The 20319-nt window shown below is 41.5% G+C and carries 26 protein-coding genes and 1 other annotated feature; of the genes, 15 read left to right on the forward strand and 11 right to left on the reverse strand.

The annotated features are described in order from the left end of the window. Positions 1–63: 63 nt before the first annotated feature. A complete protein-coding gene (locus B5354_RS13750) occupies positions 64–924 on the reverse strand; it encodes a DegV family protein (RefSeq protein ID WP_079529388.1) in 861 nt (286 codons plus the stop codon). A 187-nt stretch (positions 925–1111) separates the two neighbouring features. On the opposite strand from B5354_RS13750, the gene B5354_RS13755 reads away from it, so the two are divergent. Both B5354_RS13755 and B5354_RS13760 read left to right on the forward strand, forming a co-directional pair. Beyond that, the gene (locus B5354_RS13755; protein ID WP_079529389.1) at positions 1112–1963 is read left to right on the forward strand and encodes a YitT family protein; all 852 of its coding nucleotides are present in this window, start codon (positions 1112–1114) and stop codon (positions 1961–1963) included. Positions 1964–1992: 29 nt separating this feature from the next. Continuing rightward, entirely contained in the window at positions 1993–2913 is a 921-nt protein-coding gene (locus tag B5354_RS13760) for a BsuPI-related putative proteinase inhibitor (protein ID WP_176142495.1), read from the forward strand. 53 nt (positions 2914–2966) lie between these two features. Here the strand turns inward: B5354_RS13760 and B5354_RS13765 are convergent, their stop codons facing one another. Continuing rightward, positions 2967–3230, reverse strand: coding sequence for a NifU N-terminal domain-containing protein (locus B5354_RS13765; RefSeq protein WP_079529391.1), 264 nt, complete (start codon positions 3228–3230; stop codon positions 2967–2969). Positions 3231–3362: 132 nt separating this feature from the next. Here B5354_RS13765 and B5354_RS13770 point away from each other — a divergent pair, with 132 nt between their 5' ends. Then, positions 3363–4190, forward strand: coding sequence for a DUF2785 domain-containing protein (locus B5354_RS13770; RefSeq protein WP_079529392.1), 828 nt, complete (start codon positions 3363–3365; stop codon positions 4188–4190). 60 nt (positions 4191–4250) lie between these two features. Here B5354_RS13770 and B5354_RS13775 read toward each other — a convergent pair whose 3' ends face one another. The 3 genes from B5354_RS13775 to B5354_RS13780 all read right to left on the reverse strand — a co-directional run bounded on the left by B5354_RS13775 (position 4251) and on the right by B5354_RS13780 (position 5531). Beyond that, on the reverse strand, positions 4251–4463 hold the full coding sequence (locus B5354_RS13775) for a DUF3813 family protein (protein WP_079529393.1): 213 nt from the start codon (positions 4461–4463) through the stop codon (positions 4251–4253). Between the two features lie 2 nt (positions 4464–4465). Beyond that, on the reverse strand, positions 4466–4606 hold the full coding sequence (locus B5354_RS20525; protein ID WP_176142496.1) for a hypothetical protein: 141 nt from the start codon (positions 4604–4606) through the stop codon (positions 4466–4468). Positions 4607–4706: 100 nt separating this feature from the next. After that, entirely contained in the window at positions 4707–5531 is an 825-nt protein-coding gene (locus tag B5354_RS13780; RefSeq protein WP_079529394.1) for a Cof-type HAD-IIB family hydrolase, read from the reverse strand. Between the two features lie 190 nt (positions 5532–5721). Between B5354_RS13780 and B5354_RS13785 the strand changes: the two genes are divergently transcribed. The 5 genes from B5354_RS13785 to moaD all read left to right on the forward strand — a co-directional run bounded on the left by B5354_RS13785 (position 5722) and on the right by moaD (position 8379). Continuing rightward, entirely contained in the window at positions 5722–6486 is a 765-nt protein-coding gene (locus B5354_RS13785; protein WP_079529395.1) for an alpha/beta fold hydrolase, read from the forward strand. 75 nt (positions 6487–6561) lie between these two features. After that, the gene (locus tag B5354_RS13790; RefSeq protein ID WP_079529396.1) at positions 6562–6873 is read left to right on the forward strand and encodes a metal-sulfur cluster assembly factor; all 312 of its coding nucleotides are present in this window, start codon (positions 6562–6564) and stop codon (positions 6871–6873) included. Between the two features lie 291 nt (positions 6874–7164). Next, positions 7165–7689 carry a molybdopterin-guanine dinucleotide biosynthesis protein B gene (gene mobB, locus B5354_RS13795; RefSeq protein ID WP_079529397.1) on the forward strand — a complete coding sequence of 175 codons (525 nt, stop codon included), beginning with the start codon at positions 7165–7167 and terminating at the stop codon, positions 7687–7689. Beyond that, positions 7682–8149: a molybdenum cofactor biosynthesis protein MoaE gene (locus B5354_RS13800; RefSeq protein WP_079529398.1), complete on the forward strand. Its 468-nt coding sequence runs from the start codon at positions 7682–7684 to the stop codon at positions 8147–8149. Before mobB ends, B5354_RS13800 begins: the two co-directional genes overlap by 8 nt. Beyond that, entirely contained in the window at positions 8146–8379 is a 234-nt protein-coding gene (gene moaD / locus B5354_RS13805) for a molybdopterin converting factor subunit 1 (protein ID WP_079529399.1), read from the forward strand. Before B5354_RS13800 ends, moaD begins: the two co-directional genes overlap by 4 nt. 67 nt (positions 8380–8446) lie before the next feature. Here moaD and B5354_RS13810 read toward each other — a convergent pair whose 3' ends face one another. After that, positions 8447–9253 carry an undecaprenyl-diphosphate phosphatase gene (locus tag B5354_RS13810; protein ID WP_079529400.1) on the reverse strand — a complete coding sequence of 269 codons (807 nt, stop codon included), beginning with the start codon at positions 9251–9253 and terminating at the stop codon, positions 8447–8449. 153 nt (positions 9254–9406) lie between these two features. Further along, the gene (locus B5354_RS13815) at positions 9407–9580 is read right to left on the reverse strand and encodes a YjzD family protein (RefSeq protein WP_079529401.1); all 174 of its coding nucleotides are present in this window, start codon (positions 9578–9580) and stop codon (positions 9407–9409) included. A gap of 137 nt (positions 9581–9717) precedes the next feature. Between B5354_RS13815 and B5354_RS13820 the strand changes: the two genes are divergently transcribed. Continuing rightward, the gene (locus B5354_RS13820) at positions 9718–10269 is read left to right on the forward strand and encodes a hypothetical protein (RefSeq protein WP_079529402.1); all 552 of its coding nucleotides are present in this window, start codon (positions 9718–9720) and stop codon (positions 10267–10269) included. A gap of 77 nt (positions 10270–10346) precedes the next feature. Beyond that, complete coding sequence (locus B5354_RS13825; protein ID WP_245804796.1) at positions 10347–11303, forward strand: BMP family ABC transporter substrate-binding protein; 957 nt, start codon at positions 10347–10349, stop codon at positions 11301–11303. A 349-nt stretch (positions 11304–11652) separates the two neighbouring features. On the opposite strand, the gene B5354_RS13830 is transcribed toward B5354_RS13825, so the two are convergent. Next, positions 11653–11862, reverse strand: a complete 210-nt coding sequence (locus tag B5354_RS13830; protein WP_079529403.1) for a hypothetical protein — start codon at positions 11860–11862, stop codon at positions 11653–11655. A 244-nt stretch (positions 11863–12106) separates the two neighbouring features. Between B5354_RS13830 and B5354_RS13835 the strand changes: the two genes are divergently transcribed. Both B5354_RS13835 and fabF read left to right on the forward strand, forming a co-directional pair. Next, positions 12107–13048, forward strand: coding sequence for a beta-ketoacyl-ACP synthase III (locus B5354_RS13835; protein WP_079529404.1), 942 nt, complete (start codon positions 12107–12109; stop codon positions 13046–13048). 18 nt (positions 13049–13066) lie between these two features. Further along, positions 13067–14308, forward strand: coding sequence for a beta-ketoacyl-ACP synthase II (fabF, locus tag B5354_RS13840; protein WP_079529405.1), 1242 nt, complete (start codon positions 13067–13069; stop codon positions 14306–14308). Between the two features lie 81 nt (positions 14309–14389). Here the strand turns inward: fabF and B5354_RS13845 are convergent, their stop codons facing one another. Next, positions 14390–15373: an LCP family protein gene (locus B5354_RS13845; RefSeq protein WP_079529406.1), complete on the reverse strand. Its 984-nt coding sequence runs from the start codon at positions 15371–15373 to the stop codon at positions 14390–14392. Positions 15374–15535: 162 nt separating this feature from the next. Between B5354_RS13845 and B5354_RS13850 the strand changes: the two genes are divergently transcribed. Beyond that, complete coding sequence (locus B5354_RS13850; RefSeq protein ID WP_079529407.1) at positions 15536–15748, forward strand: YuzI family membrane protein; 213 nt, start codon at positions 15536–15538, stop codon at positions 15746–15748. A gap of 78 nt (positions 15749–15826) precedes the next feature. Then, positions 15827–16588 carry a DUF3603 family protein gene (locus tag B5354_RS13855; RefSeq protein ID WP_079529408.1) on the forward strand — a complete coding sequence of 254 codons (762 nt, stop codon included), beginning with the start codon at positions 15827–15829 and terminating at the stop codon, positions 16586–16588. A gap of 82 nt (positions 16589–16670) precedes the next feature. On the opposite strand, the gene trpS is transcribed toward B5354_RS13855, so the two are convergent. Together trpS and B5354_RS13865 are read right to left on the reverse strand one after the other, a co-directional pair. Further along, complete coding sequence (trpS, locus tag B5354_RS13860) at positions 16671–17666, reverse strand: tryptophan--tRNA ligase (protein WP_079530587.1); 996 nt, start codon at positions 17664–17666, stop codon at positions 16671–16673. 55 nt (positions 17667–17721) lie between these two features. Further along, positions 17722–17950, reverse strand: a binding site (T-box leader). Between the two features lie 65 nt (positions 17951–18015). Continuing rightward, positions 18016–18384 (reverse strand): DUF3899 domain-containing protein, encoded by a 369-nt coding sequence (locus B5354_RS13865; RefSeq protein ID WP_079529409.1) that lies wholly within the window; start codon positions 18382–18384, stop codon positions 18016–18018. A gap of 187 nt (positions 18385–18571) precedes the next feature. Here B5354_RS13865 and B5354_RS13870 point away from each other — a divergent pair, with 187 nt between their 5' ends. Continuing rightward, on the forward strand, positions 18572–20239 hold the full coding sequence (locus tag B5354_RS13870) for a peptide ABC transporter substrate-binding protein (RefSeq protein WP_079529410.1): 1668 nt from the start codon (positions 18572–18574) through the stop codon (positions 20237–20239). Positions 20240–20319 lie beyond the last annotated feature (80 nt).

The raw sequence follows: 20319 nt of genomic DNA on the forward strand, positions 1-20319 counted from the left end.
GACGTGCAATCAATAAAGAAGCATCGACTGAAATTAATCAGCCGATGCTTCTTTTTTCGTTGCTTATTTAGGAGGGGCGTTTAAAAAGAACAAGGCGATTGTTCCTGGGCCAGCATGGGCGCCAATCACGGCACCGATCATGTCAATTTCCACCTGGGTGGCCCCGCATTCGGATTTGATTAAGTCAGCAAGCTTTTCAGCCGTCTCAATGTCATCCCCATGACTGATGGCAATTCGCTGCTGCTCTAATTGCTGACCTCTTTCCTGCATGACTTCGACCATCCGTTTTAAAACTTTTTTAGAGCCGCGAATTTTTTCTAAGGGAATCAGTTTCCCTTCTTCCACGTGCAGGAGAGGTTTAATTTTTAACAAACTGCCGACAAAGGCGGCTGTTTTGCTGACGCGTCCGCCGCGGTATAAATATTCGAGATCATCAACGGTGAAAATATGTTCCATATGTTCGATATAGTAGTTGCTGACTTTGATAATCTCATCGAAAGATCCGCCATTCTCAGCTAATTCAGCGGCTCTGATGGCAATGAGACCGTAGCCTAAGGAAGCAGCTTTTGTATCAATGACTTCAAACTGGGCGTCGGGATACTCTTCTTTGATTTCTTGTTCAATCATCTTAGCCGTTTGATATGTGCCTGAAAGCTCTGAGGAGAGGGCATAATAAATGAAGGGCTGATGGCTCTCAACATATTTAAGGAAGGTTTCCCGGAATAGGTTTGGCGAAACTTGCGAAGTCTTCGGGGCTTCCCCTTCTTTCATTAACTTATAAACCTCTTTTGGGGTAATGGTTTGTCCATCTTGAAATTCCTGGTCCCCAATGGTTACACCGAGAGAAACTCGATCCAGATTATAGTTATGTAATGTTTCTTCCGATAGATCACTGGCTGAGTCACATAGAATTTGAATCCTCATGTTTATCACCTGCATTCTTTTAATTTTGTTATGTTAAGTTTAGAGTGAAGAGACTGGTTAGTCAAAGTATATTCAAAAAGATAGGATTATTGCTGTTCTTTTATGGGAAACCATAAATAAAGGCTTGATTTTAGTTCGTACCGGTGATAAAACAGAATAGTGTTATATGAATGGTAAGGAGGCTGCTATGTTTTCATTTGAATCTAGACGGATCATAATTGTTATTTTTGGGGCAGTGCTGAATGCGATCTCACTAAATCTCTTTTTAATTGAAGCAAATGTATATGCGAGTGGGTTTACTGGGGTAGCCCAGTTAATGACAAGTATTCTTCAAGACTTTTTCAACGTATCTATTGTCAGTACTGGTCTTATTTTATTTATACTTAATATACCTGTTGCTATCCTGGGATGGTTCAAAGTTGGAAAAGGATTTACGGTTTACAGTGTCATCTCTGTCGCCTTTACAACTCTTTTTCTTGAACTAATTCCGGTAATGCAGTTGTCCGAAGATATCATCTTGAACGCTGTATTTGGCGGTGTAATTGGTGGTGTTGGTGTTGGGATCACGCTAAAATGGGGTGCTTCTACTGGCGGTCTGGATATTATTGCGATGATTTTATCGCGAATGAAGGATCGGCCGATCGGAATTTACTTCCTAATTATCAACAGTGTGATTATTGCTGTAGCCGGCTTTTTATATTTACCGGAAAATGCTTTATATACACTTTTAACACTTTATGTAACAACTCGTGTGATCGATGCTGTTCATACACGCCATGAGAAGTTGACAGCAATGATTATTACGACACAAGCTGCAGATTTAGAAAAAGCTATTCATGCTAAAATGGTAAGAGGGATTACGACCTTACCTGCAAAAGGGGCATTTACCCAGCAGGACAAGAATATGCTTGTAATGGTTATTACAAGGTATGAGTTGTATGATTTGCAGCACATTATTACAGAGGTAGATCCTCAAGCCTTTACAAATATTGTGCAGACGACCGGCATTTTTGGCTTTTTTAGAAAAGATGACAAATAGTTGTATAGGAATATCAAAAGGATGTGATGATGCTGAAGAAGCTGTCGCCGATCATGATCGGACTTATGATCATATTATTAGTGGCATGTTCAGAATCAAATTCGGAATCTACTTCAGGTGGGGATGAGGAAATGAACAAGAAGGATCAACCCGTTGGAAAAGAGGCTCCGGAGTACAATGTGATCCCTTTTATTGAACAACTTACGTTTGATGCCAACGTAAAAGCGGATGAGAATCAAGTTAATGTCCAATTCTCGTTAACGAATGAAGCAGAAAAACCAGTGATTCTCGGGTTCAGTTCCAGTCAATTATATGAAATCACCATTGTGAACGAGGCGGGGGAAACGGTCTATAAATATTCTGAAGGTCAAATGTTTGCCCAGAGTCTGACAACGAAAGATCTGAAACCTGGTGATCAGCTCGAGGCGAAGGAGCTAGTCGAGAAGGAATTGCCTGACGGTCAATATGAAGCAAGAATGACGTTTTTAGTGGCCACGATCAATGATCAGCCACTTGAATCACGTCCTTTTCAAATCACGAAACCCTTTGCGATAGGGGAAGAAGTTGAATCAAATCCTGACACTGGTACGGATAAAGAAGCTGCGAATGAGAATTCCTCCCAAGCTGGGGTAAGCCTTGATATGGTCGGAGAAGTTTTTCGTAATTTTACACTAACAGGTGAAAATGGCCAGTATAAAGTAACGGGTGAAGCCAATGTTCGTGAGGGGAAGTTTTATTATAGTGTAGATGATGGACATAATGTGCTGATCGAGAGTAAGGCTGTTGAGGTAGAAAAAGCAGCCCCGGAATGGTCTGAATTTACGATTCAAATGGACATTCCTAAAGATCAGCTTCCAGAACAAGGAGCTCTTGTGATGACGATTTATCAGCTGGACGAAAACGGCCAGCCTGTTAACTTGAACTATGTTCCATTAGAAAATTTCGGATAAATGGATAAAGAAAAAGGCTGAGATGTTGAATTCAACGTCTCAGCCTTTGTTGGTTAAAAGCCTTTTTCTGTAAGCAGCCCTTCTACTTTAGGTGTCAGAGCTTCCCAATCTGCATCAGGTAATTTATTTACTGTAATGAAGTTTTGGAAGCCAAATACATTATCGACACCCTCAAGTGCCATTAATTCATTCATTACATCATAATCACTGGTTTGCCCTGGCATCACAGATACACTGCCGTCTCCTTTAAAAATAAGAGAATCAGTTGTGAATTTGCGTGCATTCGGGTTTGGTGTTTCTTCAACTTTGATCGACATAAAAAGTCCCTCCCTTACTACTTGTCTCACTTATTTTAGCAGAAAAACTTCCTGCACAAAACTGACAGCATAATGTTTGCGTATATGATTAGGCTTTATGGTACAATGAGATCACTTTAAGGGAGGGGTTAAATGGAGACAAAATTGATAGACGTGCTTCAACCTATCAAGGACAATGATTTTACATTGCCTGAGGGGAAGAGCTTGCAAGAACTTACAACATTGATGCTTCAAAGGATTGGCACTGTTCATCCTGTTCTTCGTGATGACTTGATCCATGAGATTATTACGGCCTTCATTGAACGTGGCCACTATAACAATGAACAGGTAAAGAATATCTTACAATCCGTTTTAAATAAAAATTATTTATTTTATCGAATCGGGAGCTCGAAGAAGGAAGAAGACGCTGTCTTTAAGAGGAGTTTCTCTGTTCTGCTCATCCCGCCGATCATGAAACGGCACCGTGAACAGCCGTTTCTAAAGGAAGAAGAGGTACACAGAGTATGGGATAACCTCAAGAAATATATGCAGCAGGAATCGGATCATAGAGGATATGTTCCTGGCAAAGGATGGGCCCATGCGATGGCTCATGCTGCTGATGCTCTTGAGAGTGTAGCTGCGTGTGATGAGATCACCTCAGAGGAAGTTAAACAGATGCTTCCAATTATTCGAACACAATTTTTAATTGATCAGCCTTATTTATTTGATGAAGAAGAACGAATGGTTACAGCGATTTTAACGATGTTTCAAAAAATCGAGCCTCAGGAGCGTCTGGAGTGGGTCGAAACACTGCTCTATATTCGTGAAAGCTGGAATAACCCAGATGAAGAGATTATCATAAATAATTGTAAACATTTATTGCGTGCTCTTTACTTTAGAGTCCTTGATGAAAATTACGATCAATTGCGGAACGTCGTCAAGAACCTGCTCCGTGAACTAAGGAAGCAGGAGGCTTACTAAACGATATTGAACATGAAAAAAGGACCAAACCTGTAAAAAGGTCTGGTCCTATTTGAATCGTTAACGCATGTTCTGGTGATTGTTGTCCAGCTGCTGTTCTAACTGCTGTAGCTGTTGTTTCTCCTGTTGAGAACATTGGCTATATGCAGATTGAATCGCTTGCTTGGCTGCTTGCATATCTTGTGCATTCGCAGTATGACCACCATTTTGGCGTCTGTTTTGTGTGAAACGGCTAACAGCTTGTTTGGCATTCTCAAATAAGGAATTTTCCATTTTTAAAAGCCTCCTACTGTGTGCTGGTCAGCTTCGATTTCCTTACGCTTAGCATCAGTCAGCCTCTGGGGCTCCATTTGACTCTCGTCAAACGGTTTAACTTCCACCCAGCGTTTTTCTTCATTTTGCTTTTTCTTATCCATGACAAGTCCCTCCTGTCACTAAAAAAAGCCTGAACGCTTTCTTTCGCGTCCAAGCTTAGTATGGCTTGATGCTCTATAACTACTCTAGGTAAAAATTAACTTACATTGCTTTCGTTTTCAGTTGCAGGTAGTCACCTAGAAATTCTGCGATACCATTGTTCTCATTTGTCCCCGCTACGTGATTGGCTCTGTTTTTCAGTTCATCAATTGCATTACCCATTGCTACGCCAACACCTGCATAGTCAATCATTTCAAAGTCATTATCTTCATCTCCAAATGCGATAATGCGATCTTTGGGAATATGATAATAATGAGAAATCTTTTCTAAACCAACTGCTTTGTTCATGCCGGCACGTACGATCTCAATAACATGCCACGGCGCTCCCCATTTCCTATGTTCAATAATGGAGGCATGCACATCCAGTTCGTCACGTAAGGCTTGAATTTTATCCTCTTCTGGATGAATAAGCAGGGAAGTCGGGTCTTCCGTCAAATTTGCTTGCAACCGTCCGATAGTAATCGGGTTATCATCAGTCGTATGGAATATTTCCATGATCTCATCATCGTGCTGATCCAAATAGACGTCATCCATTACTTCGGCAAGAATGTTTTTTACACCAAGTTCGTGGCAAGTATGAATAATCTTCCGAGCAGTACGAACGGATAATGGCGAGTGCAAGGCATCCCAGCGTTCATACTTCGGGTGGTGGATTAAAGCACCGTTAAAGTTAACCATTGGAGTGTTTAATCCAAGCTCATGATAAAAATCAATACTTGCTCGATGCGGCCGTCCTGTTGCGATGCATACGATATGTCCTTGTTCGATCGCAGTAAGGACCATCGCTTTCGTCTCTGGACTTATTGTTTTCTCATCTGTTAGTAACGTTCCATCTAAATCAAGCGCAATCAAGTGCTGTTTCGTCATTTTCTTCACCTCATTTATGTATCGTCAAGTGTAGCGAGTATAGAGATTATATGTAAACAAATACTATCACGAATACCTAATACTTTCCAAGTAAATGTACCCAGTGTTACGATTATATATAGTGTACACCATAATTATTAGCCTAATCTTAACAGAAAGTAAAGAATCAACAAGAAAGGATTCGAGCATAATGATTGGCATCTATCGAGAACGTTATAAGGAAATTCCAGTGCTGGTAATTGTAGAGGATAGGAAGAAAGACGAAGCGTTGCCTGTGTTTACATATTTTCACGGTTTTACGTCTGCCAAGGAGCATAATCTTCCGCAAGCTTATTTGCTGGCTGAAAAAGGATATCGTGTTATTCTGCCCGACAGTCTCTACCATGGGGAAAGGGAGAATGGGATCTCCAAACAAGCATTAAATTTTAAATTTTGGGATATTGTGCATCAAAATTTGCAGGATTTACAAGCTATAAAAGAGGAACTTGACCATCGCAACCTTATTAAAGACCGTCGATTTGGAGTAGGGGGAACGTCAATGGGCGGTGTCACTACGAGCGCAGCCTTAACCCTTTATCCGTGGATTCAATCGGCTTCTGTAATGATGGGTTCACCTAAACTTGTCGACTTTGCTAAAAAGTTAATCCTGGATGTCGAAAAGACGGGGATTGAACTTCCAATTAGCGAGGCAGAATTGCATCAGCTTTATCAATCGCTGGAAACCATTGACTTATCAACACAGATGGACAAACTGCAAGGCCGGCCATTATTTTTCTGGCATGGTGATGCTGATCCCGTGGTACCATTTGAGCATTCGTATGATTTCTATAATCAAGCGGTTGAATATTATAGAAATCCTGAGAATATTCAATTTCTCCGTGAAGCTGGCCGTGACCATAAGGTAAGCCGATTTGCCATTAAAGAGATGGTAAACTGGATTGAAATTGTTCTCTAGCAAGGTTTAGTGGTTTAATCTTTGTGAAAATATGTTTATAATAAGGTATGAATTTATGTGAAGGGGGAAGTATTTGTGGATACAGCACTTGAAGAAAATATCATGGGTGCCCTGGAGAATGTGATTGACCCTGAACTTGGGATTGATATCGTAAATCTCGGTCTCGTTTACGGCGCCGATATGGATGATAATGGAAATACAACTGTAACAATGACATTAACCGCAATGGGCTGCCCATTGGCAGGTCACATCGAACAGGATGTGAAACGAGTCCTTGCTGATCTTCCAGAGGTAAACGAAATAACCGTTAACATCGTTTGGAATCCGCCTTGGACTAAAGACCGTATGAGTCGTTATGCAAAAATAGCTCTCGGTATTCCAGATTGATCTAGAAGGAATGCCCCTGCCCTTAAAAGGCAGGGGTTTTTTTCATAAATTAAACATGTACCCCGGAAGAAGCTGTCTAGGGGAGTTCGGTAAAACCGGGGCAGAGGAAGTTCGGTTAAGAACGGAGTTAAAGGAAGTTCGACTAAGTTCGGCACGTCCTGTGCCAACGTCGAACGACCCTACGTCGTGTAGGGCCTGTGCCAACACCGAACTACCCCACGTCGTGTGGGGCATGTGTCAACGTCGAACGACCCTACGTCCATGTGGGGCAAGGAAAAAGGATGAATGCCTATGACACAAGCGCCTGTTTTTCAAATTGTTGGTTATAAAAATAGTGGGAAGACAACAGTTTTATGCGACCTGATTGAATATGGTTCTTCTATGGGAGATCAAGTAGCGTCTATTAAGCGGCACGGTCATTACCAGCCGCTTGAACCAATGCACGATCATACCGATAGTTATCGCTTGCAAAAAGCTGGGTCCTTTTTAACAGGGGTAGACAGTGCTGACACCTTTCAATTAGAAGTTAACCATAAACAAGTCATGCCGCTTGAGCGTGTGATCAGATTATATCAATCGTTTAAACCGGACTTGATCATGATAGAAGGTTACAAAAACGCACCCTTCAAAAAAGCAGTGATTATAAAGGACGAAACAGATCTTTCTTTATTGGAGCTAGATCAGGTTGCCTTTGTTTTGACTTGGAATGAAGATTGGACAAGACATCTCGATGTGCCAGTTTATACGATGGAGCAATGGAACCAATCGATTGCATCTATTTATGAAATCATAAAGAGGAGGGAAGAGAATGAGTAAGCTGTTTTGGATAACAGATGAAGCCATTTCAGTAGAAAAGGTCGTCCAGCTTGTTTCACGACGTGAAGCGGGAGCGATCAATACTTTTATTGGGACAGTGCGCGAATTTACATACGGAAAGCGAACGCTTCACTTAGAATATCAAGCGTATCGTTCCATGGCTGAAAAGAAACTTGAACAATTAGGTATGGAGATCAAAGAGTGCTGGCCAGATGCGAAAGCAGCTATTGTTCATCGGGTTGGCCGATTAGACATAGAAGATATTGCGGTCGTTATCGCTGTTTCTACCCCGCATCGAGCCGATTCTTATGAAGCAAGCCGCTATGCTATTGAGCGGATTAAAGAGATGGTTCCGATTTGGAAAAAAGAGCACTGGGAAGATGGAGATGCCTGGATCGGCGATCAAACAGAAACGAACTCATACCCTGAGGGCGCACCGCAAAAGGAGGATTTTAAATGAACCGCATTTTATTATTTGCCGGATTACAAGAGAAGGCCGGGCAGGAAAGTATTGACCTTGAGGCAGCAGGCAAAACAGTCGAAGAGATCAAGCAGGAGGTTGGTCAGCAGTATCAGCTTGAACGCCTTCATGAAGCTATGACGGCGGTTAACGAAGAGTATGCAGCCAACGATTACAAAGTTGCTGATGGGGATGTGATTGCTTTCATCCCACCAGTAAGCGGAGGATAATAAAATAAAGTGCACGCCATAAAAAAGGAGAAAGCAGCTGTAAGTCAGATGCTTTCTCCTTTTCACATTAAAGGAAAATCAATACTAATCCTCCGACGATAAAACAATAGACCGCGAAGTATTTTAAGTTCCCCTGTGCCATAATGTTCATGAACCATTTCAGTGAAATGTAAGAAGCAAAAATCGAAGCGATAAATGCTATCAGATAAGGAAGCCACAGAGTTGAAAGATCGTCTCCCATTAAATCGCCTACTGATAAAAGCATTGTTCCTAAACTAACCGGAATATACAGGAGGAAGGAGAACCTCAGAGCCGTTTGCTGCTTCATGCCGATTAGCATGGCGGCAACAATTGTCGCTCCTGACCGGCTTATGCCGGGAATTAACGCCACAGCCTGAGCTAACCCAACGATTAAAGCATCTTTCCAAGTTAGCATTCCGTCATTTTTTACGCCGCGGATATTACGAATGATCCAAAGCGCAAACCCGGTGATAACTAAGGCAATCGCTACGACTTCTACCGTCTTTAATTGCTCGAACACATCTTTGAACAATACTCCTAGGACACCTGCTGGCACTGTCCCGATGATTAAATAGAGAACAAAGTCAAAGTCATCTTTTTGTCGTGAATCCTTGGTGACCAGATAACCGATTCCATTTTTAAATAAGCGGACAATATCATCCCAATAGATCATAAGGACGGCGATGAGTGAGCCAAAGTTCACGAGTACTAAAAAGTCTAATCCTTCGATTTCTAGGTTCATCAAATGTTGCACAATGACAAGGTGACCACTCGATGAGATCGGGATTGGTTCTGTGATCCCCTGGAATAATCCGAGAAACAAGTACTTCAATATTAGAAAAAATTCTTGCATGTATGTATCCTCCTTAGTCAGCAAAAAGGGAAGCGGCATATGACTAGCTGCTTATCCTTTCTAGAGGGGCATGAAGCCACCCATTTCCACATTATACAATAAAAAAACGCTGCTTATAATAGTACATAAGCAGCAACGTTTTTCTCGAACTATTTAAGCCTCTTCTTTAATTAGCCCTTCACCTAGCGCAAAAGCTGTTCCACTGAACACAACTGTCATTACGACCGTTTGAAGGAAAGAAAAATCTGATCCCGTCATATTACTAATGACATATGCAGCCATTAGGCTTAATAGGAAAGCCCAAACTACTGTCCAAACAAAACGCATACTAGTCACCTCATTTTTTAGACAATCTTTATTTATTTTATCAGAGTATTGCTGAAAAATAAATATGGAATCGCATAATTAAGCATGGGGCGAGCCGTTCTCGAATAAAATGTTGGGTGAGAAGGGGGATTACAGACATGGCATCTGTTTTATATAATTGCTTTCATTGGATTGGGTACCATTGCATTCAGTACTTGCTTCAGGAGGGGAAAGAAGTTGTAGGGATAGACAAAATTGATACGGCGCTGAAAGAACATTTGTATATGAACGTTGGCAGGAACAGCAATTTTCAGCATTTTAATACAGCGGAGGACCGCGAAAATCATAGTCATCATTCCGATGAGGATCAACGCCTTTATATTTATAATGATATGATTGAATTTTGCCCGAAAGGCCGAACGTCGAACCGTTTGTGTGTGGAGCTTCCTTTCTTATATGGAGAATGGATGGATATCGAGGCAGATACGTATGAAGAATTTCACGAGAACATGGAAAAGTCAAAAGCTGTTTATGTAGGGGATTATCTTCAAAAAATATTTCATTACGTTCGTAACGGTGATGTGCTGCAACTGAACGAAAAGCGGTTTTCACGAGGGACTTTAGCAGGGGAGAAGGATCAGCAAAACTTGGAAAATGTATGGAAAACATATCAGCAATATAAACAAACCGTAGATCATTTTACGTTCTAAGAAGATTCCGTTTACTTTCCTAGATAAAAACATGTAAGATAAAGGAGGTGAATGAAGAAAAGTAGGAGTGTTTTCTCTTGAGAATATATTCTAGTTTACTAATTCTAATCTTGGCATTAATGCTGTTGACAGGGTGTCAGTATGCGTTTGTGTCTGGGCATACAGATAAAGTCGGCATGCTTGTGGAAACAACGATTCACGATCAAGCATGGGGGCAGCAAGGATATAAAGGGTTGCAATTGATTCAAGAAGAATATGGCGTGGATGTGTACTTCAAAGAAGGGGTAAAAACGGCACCACAAACCGCTCAGGCTGTAGCTGAACTGGTTGATAAAGGCGCAACCGTTATATTCGGACATAGCAGTGTGTATGGAAATTATTTTAGAGACCTTCATGAAGCTTACCCTGATGTGCATTTTATTTACTTTAATGGCCAATTTTCGGCAGACAATGTAACTAGTTTAAATTTTAGTGCAGATGCTATGGGGTTTTTTGGAGGCATGATTGCTGGCAAAATGACGGAAACGAATAAAGTTGGCTTAGTAGCAGCATTCGAATGGCAGCCAGAGGTAGAGGGATTCTATGAAGGAGTAAAATTCCAAAATCCTGATGCTGAAGTGGAGATTGCTTTTACAAATAGCTGGGAAGACACGGAAAAGGCGCTAGCTTTATATCGGCAAATGGAAGAGGATGGAGCGGACGTGTTTTACCCGGCAGGCGACATCTTTAATATTCCTATGATCCGGGCAGCTCAGGATGATGGACACTATGCGATTGGCTATGTGTCGGACCAATCTTCCATAGCTCGGAATACAGTGTTGACGAGTACAGTACAGCGCGTGGATCGTGTATATAATATTGCCATGAAACGCTATCTCGAAGGAGAACTCCCGGGCGATGTCCAAAGTTTTGACTTTCAGGAAGGAGCTATTGAGATGGGAGCGTACAGCCCGATGGTTCCAGCTGAGTTCCAACAAAAGATGGAGAAGGTCGTACAAAAATATAAAAACACCGGGCAACTTCCTGGACAATAGAGCTCAGAGGCTGACACGCCTCTGAGCTTACTTTATTAAATGGTCAATTTCATTTAACGCGTCTGTCTATCATCTCCAGCAGGAGGCTAGGAGTTTCCCATCCCCATTTCGATTAATGAGAACAATGGACCCAAAATCGGAACGGTATTTTTGCAAAGGTCTTTGAAAGGTCATTTCGGGTGATTCCGAAAAAACATATGGCAAGGGGAGAGTGGGAAAGCGACACCTTCCCCAACTCCCCTTCTCCACTCAGACATTCAGAATTGAGTTTTCAAGATACTAGCTGGGCTGAGAATTATGAAATTCATTTAAATATAGGAATTTAGTCAAATTCAGATAAAGAAAGCGTCTATTTCTTGAATTTGTTTACGATGGGCTGGACTAAGGGGGAGACGGCTTTCCAGGTTTGTTGTACCTCTTTAGCCAATGACATCCAGTCTGCCTGCTGCTCTTCCTTATTTGTCGATTCACTCGACTTTGTATCTTCAGACTGTTCATTGGAGGAATGGCTGCCACCCCACATGAAGGAATCAAAAGAAGAAGGATTCTCTTTCCTCATTATTTCATCACCTCCCCCTATATGATATGCGGAAATCATAGGGACTGTAGAAGCGAGGTGCCTAGCAAAACTCCTTTTTACCATAACTTGCAGAATAAAAAGATATGAATTAAAATTAGTACCAAGTCATAATATTTGATATAAGGTCTTGTTCAGTGGCAGGTGAAATCAAACAGAGAAGTCACTTGCCAAGATTCGCAAATTGAACAAGAACAAGAAGATTACCTTTTAAGGGGATGAAAAAATGAATGCTGGAATCATTGGAACTGGCCATTATGTACCAGAAAAGGTACTGACCAATCATGACATGGAGAAAATTGTGGATACTAGTGATGAATGGATTCGGACACGTACTGGAATAGAAGAAAGAAGAATTGCATCTGATGATATGGACACATCTGATCTGGCGTTTCGTGCCGCAGAGAATGCTCTTAAGGATGCAGATGTGAAAGCCGAAGATTTGGACATGATTTTAGTGGCTACTGTTACACCTGACCAGCCATTTCCATCTGTCTCCAACATGCTTCAGCATCGCTTAGGTGCAACAAAAGCAGCATCTATGGACGTAGCAGCAGCATGCTCAGGTTTTATGTATGGTCTGATCACAGCAAAACAATTTATCGAAAATGGATCCTATGAGAATGTCCTCGTTATTGGAGTTGAAAAACTTTCTAAAATCACGAACTGGGAGGATAGAAATACGTGTGTTCTTTTCGGTGATGCGGCCGGAGCGGCGGTCGTAGGGCCTGTAAGCGAAGGAAAAGGTATATTATCCTTTGAATTAGGTTCAGACGGCAGTGGAGGACCTCATTTGTATCAAGGTAAAGAAGATGATTTACTGTATATGAATGGAAGAGAAGTTTTCAAATTTGCAGTAAGGCAAATGCCTGAGTCTTCAGTAAATGTCGTGAAGAAAATCGGCTTAAGTGAACAGGATGTAGACTATCTTATTCCACATCAGGCTAATATTCGCATTATGGAAGCAGCTAGGCAGCGGCTTGGTGTTCCGGAAGAGAAAATGGCTACAGCTGTGAAAAGATATGGAAATACATCATCAGCTTCGATTCCGTTGGCTTTGTCAGAAGAGGTAAAAGCAGGTAAAATAAAAGAAAATGATCTTGTCGTACTTGTAGGATTTGGTGGCGGACTTACTTGGGGCGCCGTTGCACTCAGGTGGGGTAAGTAATCAAGGAGGAAGATAGTTATGGATAAACGTCGTGTCGTCATTACCGGCATGGGGGCAGTCACGCCTGTCGGTAATTCAGTCGATGAAATGTGGAAAAATATTAAAGCCGGTAAATCAGGCGTTGGTGAAATTACCAAAGTAAATAAAGAAGATTATCCTGTCAGTGTAGCTGCTGAATTAAAGGATTTTGACCCATCTTCTTACATTGATCGCAAAGAAGTACGCCGGATGGACCCATTTGTACAATATGCTATGGTTGCTTCGCAAATGGCTGTCGAGGATGCCGGATTAGAAATTAATGAAGACAATGCGGCTAGAACGGGTGTATGGATTGGTTCTGGCATTGGCGGTATGAACACGTACGAATCACAGTTTGAAACGTTCCAGAAAAAAGGATATCGTCGTGTCAGCCCATTCTTCATTCCGATGATGATTCCAGATATGGCTGCTGGACAAGTTTCAATTGCACTGGGTGCCAAGGGAATTAACTCCTGCACAGTAACAGCTTGTGCCTCAGGAGCTAATTCAATCGGTGATGCTTTTAAAGTCATCCAGCGTGGAGATGCGGATATTATGGTAACAGGAGGGACTGAAGCTCCTATGAACAAAATGTCCTTTGCCGGATTCGCTTCTGCCCGTGCACTTTCTTTAAATGAAGACCCAAATACAGCCAGCCGCCCATTTGACCAAAATCGAGATGGTTTCGTTATGGGAGAAGGTGCAGGGATTTTAATTCTGGAAACACTTGAATCAGCTCAGAAACGTGGAGCAAAAATCTACGGAGAACTGACAGGTTACGGTGCCACAGGGGATGCTCATCACATTACAGCTCCTGCACCAGAAGGAGAGGGAGCGACTCGTGCGATGAATCAGGCACTGAATGATGCCAACATCAGCCCTGAAGCAGTGGATTATGTGAATGCTCACGGAACTTCAACAGATCTCAATGATAAATTTGAAACGATCGCAGCGAAATCTGTATTTAAAGACCATGCCTACAACTTCTCAATGTCTTCAACGAAGTCGATGACAGGGCATTTATTGGGAGCTGCCGGAGCAGTGGAATCCATTATTTCACTGTTGGCTATTAATGAAGGAATTATGCCGCCTACCATTAATTACGAAACCCCAGATCCTGAATGTGACCTGGATTATGTACCGAATGAAGCGCGAGAGAAAGTGTTAGACATTGTAATGAGCAACTCTCTTGGTTTCGGAGGTCATAACGCTTCACTTATTTTCCAAAAATATAACGATTAATGAAAGAAAAATCCCAATGTCCATGTGACATTGGGATTTTTTATACCGCTGTGTTTGTAAAACGCAAATTCTCTTTTTTTTTTATTCGAGAAACTCTTGAATGGTTTGAGCTGTTTCTTGCTCATCATGTGCGAGTACTAGTCCAACTGGGAAAGGCTTGCGCTGGTTCCACACATTGTCATCCGTCGGAACAGATAAGGTTTCAATATCTTTAGGTGGATTCAGGATAAAATCTTTTCCAAGTGACAGAATCTTAGACGTTCCCATGTTTGTATCCACATACGGCTGAATCGTGCCGATCAAACGAGGTGCTTTTAATACACCACTAAATGATAAAAGTTCATCTTTTAATAGTTTAATAACCTTTTGCTGTCGTTCAACACGGGCAAAGTCTCCTCTGGCATCTCCGCGGTAGCGAGCATACCCAAGCAGCTCATCCCCATTTAATCGCTGAGTACCTGCTTTAAGATCGATGTTTGTGTCTTTCCCGCCGTTGTAGTGCATATCCTTTTCAATATCAACTTTTACACCATTCGGAGCTAGTGTATCTACAATGTGTGTAAAACCGTCGAAATCAATGATCGCGTAATATTCAGGTTTTACCCCAAAGTTCTCTACAATCGTTTTCCGAAGTAATTCGGGTCCGCCAAATGCAAAGGCAGCATTAATTTTATTATATCCATGACCAGGAATATTCACGTAGGTATCCCTCATGATCGAAACAAGTCTAGCTGTTTCATTCTCAGGATCATATTGGGCAATCATAATTGTATCTGACCTCGGTGTTTCACTGCCTCGCTGGTCAACACCCAGCAACAGGACATTGGTGACACCATCATGATTGTCAACGCCTTCGAAGGCTTCTTTATATTTACTAGACATTTCTTCTAGTTGAACTTCTCCATTTTGACCGGATACTTTTCCAAGGGAGTCCTGTTTTCCCATCATATATTCATAACCTGCATAACCTATAGATGTAATAAAAATTAGGAGTAATGCAGCTACGAACACCCTTCTCTTACGAAGACGCCGTTTCCGTCTGCGCGTAGAGCGTTTAGCTGTCATACATAATCATCCTTTCTATCTGGAAGCTCCTCTATTAAATTTACCTGTAATTTCGATTGAAGTAAAGAGGAATTATGTATGAAATGCTCGATTATTGGAAGGCATGTCCATCTGCTATCTTTCATACTATAAACAAAGGAAACAAGATCGGGAGGACAAGCAATGGGACGGTGGTTATTATTTCTAACTGGATTTGGCTTTTCAGTGGCGGGCGGAACCGTGACGATCACCTATTTAAACCTGATTCCTGCGGGTTTAAATTGGGTCGAATTCTTATTGTTTATCAGGGCCCGGCCAGAGTGTTATCTGTTCCCTCTGGGAATATTGTTAATATCCCTTGCACTCTTATTGATGAGTGATTCCTTTACTAAATAATGGTTTGAGAGAATAAAAAAGCCAGTATTGGTCATAATGTAACCTAAAGAGATCACTGTAAGAAAGTGAGGGTGCACGATGCTATATATGCACGATTTATGGGTTAACTGGTTTGAAGGAGAAGAGAATGGTTACAATGTTTGCCGGTTTCACGAGTGGCGCAAGGAGGATGGAATTGAAATTGTTGACCAAATTCCGCTGCTGCTCGTAGAGGATCAGCTTTATGAAAGTATTGAGAATGATCTGCAGGACTTACCCATGTCACTTCTGCAAGATGTACAAAAAAGAACGTATATGAAGAAAAATCAAGAACGGCATACCATTGAATATGCTGCCGTTGTGACGAATGGGCACGATGTCATTGTATTTGATACCTTGGGTTACACACTTCCTGTTAAAAAAAGCAGGTTAATTCCGAGACAAGAACGACTGGTTTTTGAAATGGTCCAAGGCAAGAAGCCAGCTACTTACAAAATGGAAGAGCAATTCACCAAAGAATATCATATCCTTTCATTAGAGCCAGAAAAAATGTCAGGCTTAACCAGACGTGAACGACAGTTGAAGCAATTGTTAATGATGGCCCTTGATCAATTAAAGCATTCTGATTATCCTGAAGAAATTCGTTACTGGTTAACAGAATGGAACCCTGTTGAGTATCAGTCGATCAAAGAATTAACAACTGATGAGGCTTGGGAACGTTTGTATCACGGCACATCACATGGCTGGACTATACATCACGAAGAACTCTGCGGGAAACTTGTTAAAGGGCAGCCTTTCTTTGAAACCATTTGGCAAGGAGAATATCAAAAAGCTGAGAAGCACATAAAAAGCCAGAATTGAGTGTTTAGCTCAATTCTGGCTTTATTTTTGCTTGAAAAAGTGCTTCGTGTAGAACCCGATGACTCCCAATACAAGAAATCTGCTATTTTTTCTTCACCCGGCCGAGCCCCATAGCTTTCTTCGCTTTTTTTAACATTTTTTCTGCATGGAAACTCGCATGATCAGCTCCCTGATCTAGCATGTCATCCAGCTCAGCGGAATCGATTAGCTGTTCGTAACGCTCTTGGATAGGTTTCAGAGTGGCGACAACAGCTTCAGCGACATCGGCTTTAAATTGCCCATAGCCGGCATCCTTGTATTTTTCTTCAAGTTCTGCAACAGAAATGCCAGAACAGACCGAATAAATGGTAAGTAAGTTCGCGATCCCTGGTTTATTTTCCTTATCATATTTCACTATCCCCTCAGAATCGGTCACGGCACTTTTAATCTTTTTCGTAATTTTCTTCTCATCATCAAGCATGGAAATGAATGCTTTCTGGTTGGTGTCGGACTTGCTCATTTTTTTCGTCGGTTCTTGCAGCGACATAATTCGAGCGCCTGATTTAGGAATTCGTACTTCTGGCACGGTAAAAATATCATTATATTTATTGTTGAATCGCTGCGCCAGGTTACGGGTTAATTCGAGATGTTGCTTCTGATCCTCTCCAACAGGGACGATATCTGTTTGATATAACAGAATATCGGCTGCCATTAACGGAGGATAAGTAAGCAGACCTGATGTTACACCCTCTTTACCGCCTTGGGATTTATCTTTGAACTGGGTCATGCGTTCAAGCTCTCCGATGTAACTTACACATTGCAGCATCCAGCCAAGCTGGGTATGCGCTGAAACCTCTGATTGAATGAACAAAGTAGATTTGTTTACATCGATTCCAGAAGCTACATATAAGGCTGCCAGCGACTTAATATTGTCTCGTAACTTTAGTCGCTCCTGTGGAACCGTGATGGCATGTTCATCGACAATACAGAAATAGCAATTGTACTCATCCTGTAAATCGACAAAATGCTTCATGGCGCCTAAGTAGTTTCCTAACGTCAGTGTTCCACTAGGTTGAATGCCTGAGAAAATTGTTTTCATTCTCTTCACCTCATCTATTTTTATTAACAAAAAAACATCCATCGCTTCCATGTTAGGAAGGGACGAATGTTTCGCGGTGCCACCCTTATTACTTTTATTAAAGAAACGAAGTGCCGGCAGCAAGTTCGCTTCATGTAAAAGTCAGCTCATATTCGTTATCGCCGAACATACGTAAACCTGCTCCCAAGCCCCAGGTTCGTTTTATCCCGCTTCACTGTTTCCACCAGCCACAGCTTCTCTATAAGCATTAGAATAAAAGTACTTTGCTTGATCTTTGCCGTCTAATTATTTGAAGTTTCTTTTTAAAAATTATAGAAGAGTTCGATCTCGTTTGCAAGCCCAGGTTGAATTACCTATAGTACACCACCAATAATATGATGGAAAGTATTGCTAATATGGCCCCCTGAAATAAGAAGAAACCAGGTAAGGAGCGGTGAATGGTTTCAGAGGGAAGAGGACGATCTTTCCAGTCATCAAGATAATCTTTATTTCGGGACATTTGACTGATAAATCGGCGCATACCGAATGTTATCCCATTGAATAACCCTCCACGTACTACCCACAGAATCAACCCTGTAAATAAATAAAAACAGGTGAAATAAAATAAAAAGTTTATAAAATGATGAAGATTAGTAGCTGGGGCCCAGATCAAAAAAAAGATCGTACATAAGAACAAGTTTAAAAACACACTCGTCCATTTGCTGCGAACGATGCTCATGAAGTATTCCGCCTTTCTAAAAACTCCTCCACATTATAGCATGTTTTAACATTTATGTTTCTATGAAAAATTTAGTTTATTTTCTCAATTTTTTTAAATTAGAAGATGCAAAATAATTTGATTAATTGTATAATACGCAACGTGTATATTTTACACATAATTTTACTTCACAGGAGGTCATTTCCACATGAAAAACACAAAATGGCTATTGCTGGCCTTAGGTCTTGCAATCAGCCTGCTGCTTGGCGCCTGTTCGGGTGGATCATCAGAAACAGGAGCATCTGACAGCGGGGATGAGCAACAATCATCTTCTGAAAGCGAACAAGTACTTAATTTGATTGAAACAGCCGAGATTCCTTCTATGGACTCATCATTAACTATTGATGCACTGGCTTCGCAATGGCTGGGCTCAACGAAAGATGGACTGTATCGGCTCGGTCCAGATGGTAAACCAGAGCCTGGGATCGCGAAAAGCCATGAGGTAAGCGAAGATGGTTTAACGTGGACATTCGATCTGCGTGAAAATGCGACTTGGTCTAATGGAGATCCTGTAACGGCTCATGATTTCGTATTTGCGTGGCAGCGTGCGGTTGACCCGGATACAGGTTCTGAATACGGCCCTTATATGATGGGTGGCGTTATTAAAAATGCCACAGCCGTTTCAAAGGGAGAGATCCCGGTTGATGAGCTGGGTGTAAAAGCAGTAGATGATTATACATTTGAAGTAACGTTAGAGAAGCCGACGCCATACTTCGAATCTATGACCACTTTCGGTACATTTCTGCCGATGAATGAAGAGTTCGTGAAAGAACAAGGGGACAACTATGCCATGGAAGCAGATGCCTTACTCTCCAACGGACCATTCATTATGACAGAGTGGAGCCACGGAGAAGGCTGGACAGTTGAAAAGAACGAAGATTACTGGGATGCAGACAAAGTTAAATTGCAGCAGATTAATGTGAGTGTTGTAAAAGAAACTTCTGCTGCTGTTAATCTTTATGAAACTGGAAAAGTAGATCGTGTCAATCTTTCCTCAGAATTCGTTGATGAATACCGCTCTTCGAAAGAATTTCAAGTCGAAAAAGAGCCTTCAACTTTTTTCCTGAAAATGAATCAGGAAAATAAAATACTCGCCAATAAAAATGCCCGCAAAGCCATTCAAATGGTCATTAACCGCCAGGCTATGGTGGACGTTATTTTAAATAATGGCTCCGTTCCAATAGGTGGAATTGTGCCAGGAGATTTTGTTAAACACCCGGAAACAGGGAAAGATTTCAGAGAGATTAATGGATCTCTTATTGAAACAAACGTAGAAAAAGCTCAAGAACTCTGGGCAAAAGCAAAAGAAGAATTAGGTATTGAAACAGCTGAATTACGATATCTTGGCGGCGATACAGAAGTAGCCCAGAACCTTGATGCTTATATTAAAGACCAGCTTGAACAGCTCGAAGGATTAAGCATTAAAGTAGAAAGCGTGCCGTTCCAGGTGCGGCTGGAACGAGACAAGAGTATGGATTACGATCTAGAGAATTATGGCTGGGGTCCTGACTATATTGATCCGAATACTTTCTTGAACATTTGGGTGACAGACCAAGCCAACAATAAAACGGGTTATTCAAGTGAAAAATATGATAGTTTAATTGAAAAAGCAGCGACAGAGCTTGCTTTGAAGCCGGAAAAACGCTTTGAAGCCTTTCTGAAAGCTGAACAATTATTAATTAAAGAGGATGCAGTCCTTGCGCCGCTTTATCAGCGTGCAAGAGCACAGCTTGTAAAACCATATGTGAAAAATGTCACCGCTAATCCGATGGGGCCAGACTACACTTACAAATATGCTTATATTGAAGGCAAATAGGTTTACGGGAGAGTGTTGGCCAGTGTGCCAGTACTCTCCTTTTACTTTTTATTGCTTTTATCTAATAAAGTAGTCCGAAA

The sequence above is a fragment of the Halobacillus hunanensis genome (assembly GCF_900166655.1).
In the GTDB taxonomy this organism is placed as follows: Bacteria; Bacillota; Bacilli; order Bacillales; family Halobacillaceae; genus Halobacillus_A; species Halobacillus_A hunanensis.

Coding starts and splice junctions, on each gene's coding strand:
- B5354_RS13780 (WP_079529394.1), bottom strand. CDS start 5,531: ATGACGAAACAGCACTTGATTGCGCTTGATTTAGATGGAACGTTACTA.
- trpS (WP_079530587.1), bottom strand. CDS start 17,666: ATGAAAACAATTTTCTCAGGCATTCAACCTAGTGGAACACTGACGTTA.
- moaD (WP_079529399.1), top strand. CDS start 8,146: ATGAACCGCATTTTATTATTTGCCGGATTACAAGAGAAGGCCGGGCAG.
- B5354_RS13770 (WP_079529392.1), top strand. CDS start 3,363: ATGGAGACAAAATTGATAGACGTGCTTCAACCTATCAAGGACAATGAT.
- B5354_RS13870 (WP_079529410.1), top strand. CDS start 18,572: ATGAAAAACACAAAATGGCTATTGCTGGCCTTAGGTCTTGCAATCAGC.
- B5354_RS13755 (WP_079529389.1), top strand. CDS start 1,112: ATGTTTTCATTTGAATCTAGACGGATCATAATTGTTATTTTTGGGGCA.
- B5354_RS13855 (WP_079529408.1), top strand. CDS start 15,827: ATGCTATATATGCACGATTTATGGGTTAACTGGTTTGAAGGAGAAGAG.
- B5354_RS13820 (WP_079529402.1), top strand. CDS start 9,718: ATGGCATCTGTTTTATATAATTGCTTTCATTGGATTGGGTACCATTGC.
- B5354_RS13765 (WP_079529391.1), bottom strand. CDS start 3,230: ATGTCGATCAAAGTTGAAGAAACACCAAACCCGAATGCACGCAAATTC.
- B5354_RS13865 (WP_079529409.1), bottom strand. CDS start 18,384: ATGAGCATCGTTCGCAGCAAATGGACGAGTGTGTTTTTAAACTTGTTC.
- B5354_RS13815 (WP_079529401.1), bottom strand. CDS start 9,580: ATGCGTTTTGTTTGGACAGTAGTTTGGGCTTTCCTATTAAGCCTAATG.
- B5354_RS20525 (WP_176142496.1), bottom strand. CDS start 4,606: ATGGATAAGAAAAAGCAAAATGAAGAAAAACGCTGGGTGGAAGTTAAA.
- B5354_RS13835 (WP_079529404.1), top strand. CDS start 12,107: ATGAATGCTGGAATCATTGGAACTGGCCATTATGTACCAGAAAAGGTA.
- B5354_RS13850 (WP_079529407.1), top strand. CDS start 15,536: ATGGGACGGTGGTTATTATTTCTAACTGGATTTGGCTTTTCAGTGGCG.
- B5354_RS13785 (WP_079529395.1), top strand. CDS start 5,722: ATGATTGGCATCTATCGAGAACGTTATAAGGAAATTCCAGTGCTGGTA.
- B5354_RS13760 (WP_176142495.1), top strand. CDS start 1,993: ATGCTGAAGAAGCTGTCGCCGATCATGATCGGACTTATGATCATATTA.
- fabF (WP_079529405.1), top strand. CDS start 13,067: ATGGATAAACGTCGTGTCGTCATTACCGGCATGGGGGCAGTCACGCCT.
- B5354_RS13750 (WP_079529388.1), bottom strand. CDS start 924: ATGAGGATTCAAATTCTATGTGACTCAGCCAGTGATCTATCGGAAGAA.
- B5354_RS13830 (WP_079529403.1), bottom strand. CDS start 11,862: ATGAGGAAAGAGAATCCTTCTTCTTTTGATTCCTTCATGTGGGGTGGC.
- B5354_RS13845 (WP_079529406.1), bottom strand. CDS start 15,373: ATGACAGCTAAACGCTCTACGCGCAGACGGAAACGGCGTCTTCGTAAG.
- B5354_RS13810 (WP_079529400.1), bottom strand. CDS start 9,253: ATGCAAGAATTTTTTCTAATATTGAAGTACTTGTTTCTCGGATTATTC.
- B5354_RS13775 (WP_079529393.1), bottom strand. CDS start 4,463: ATGGAAAATTCCTTATTTGAGAATGCCAAACAAGCTGTTAGCCGTTTC.
- mobB (WP_079529397.1), top strand. CDS start 7,165: ATGACACAAGCGCCTGTTTTTCAAATTGTTGGTTATAAAAATAGTGGG.
- B5354_RS13800 (WP_079529398.1), top strand. CDS start 7,682: ATGAGTAAGCTGTTTTGGATAACAGATGAAGCCATTTCAGTAGAAAAG.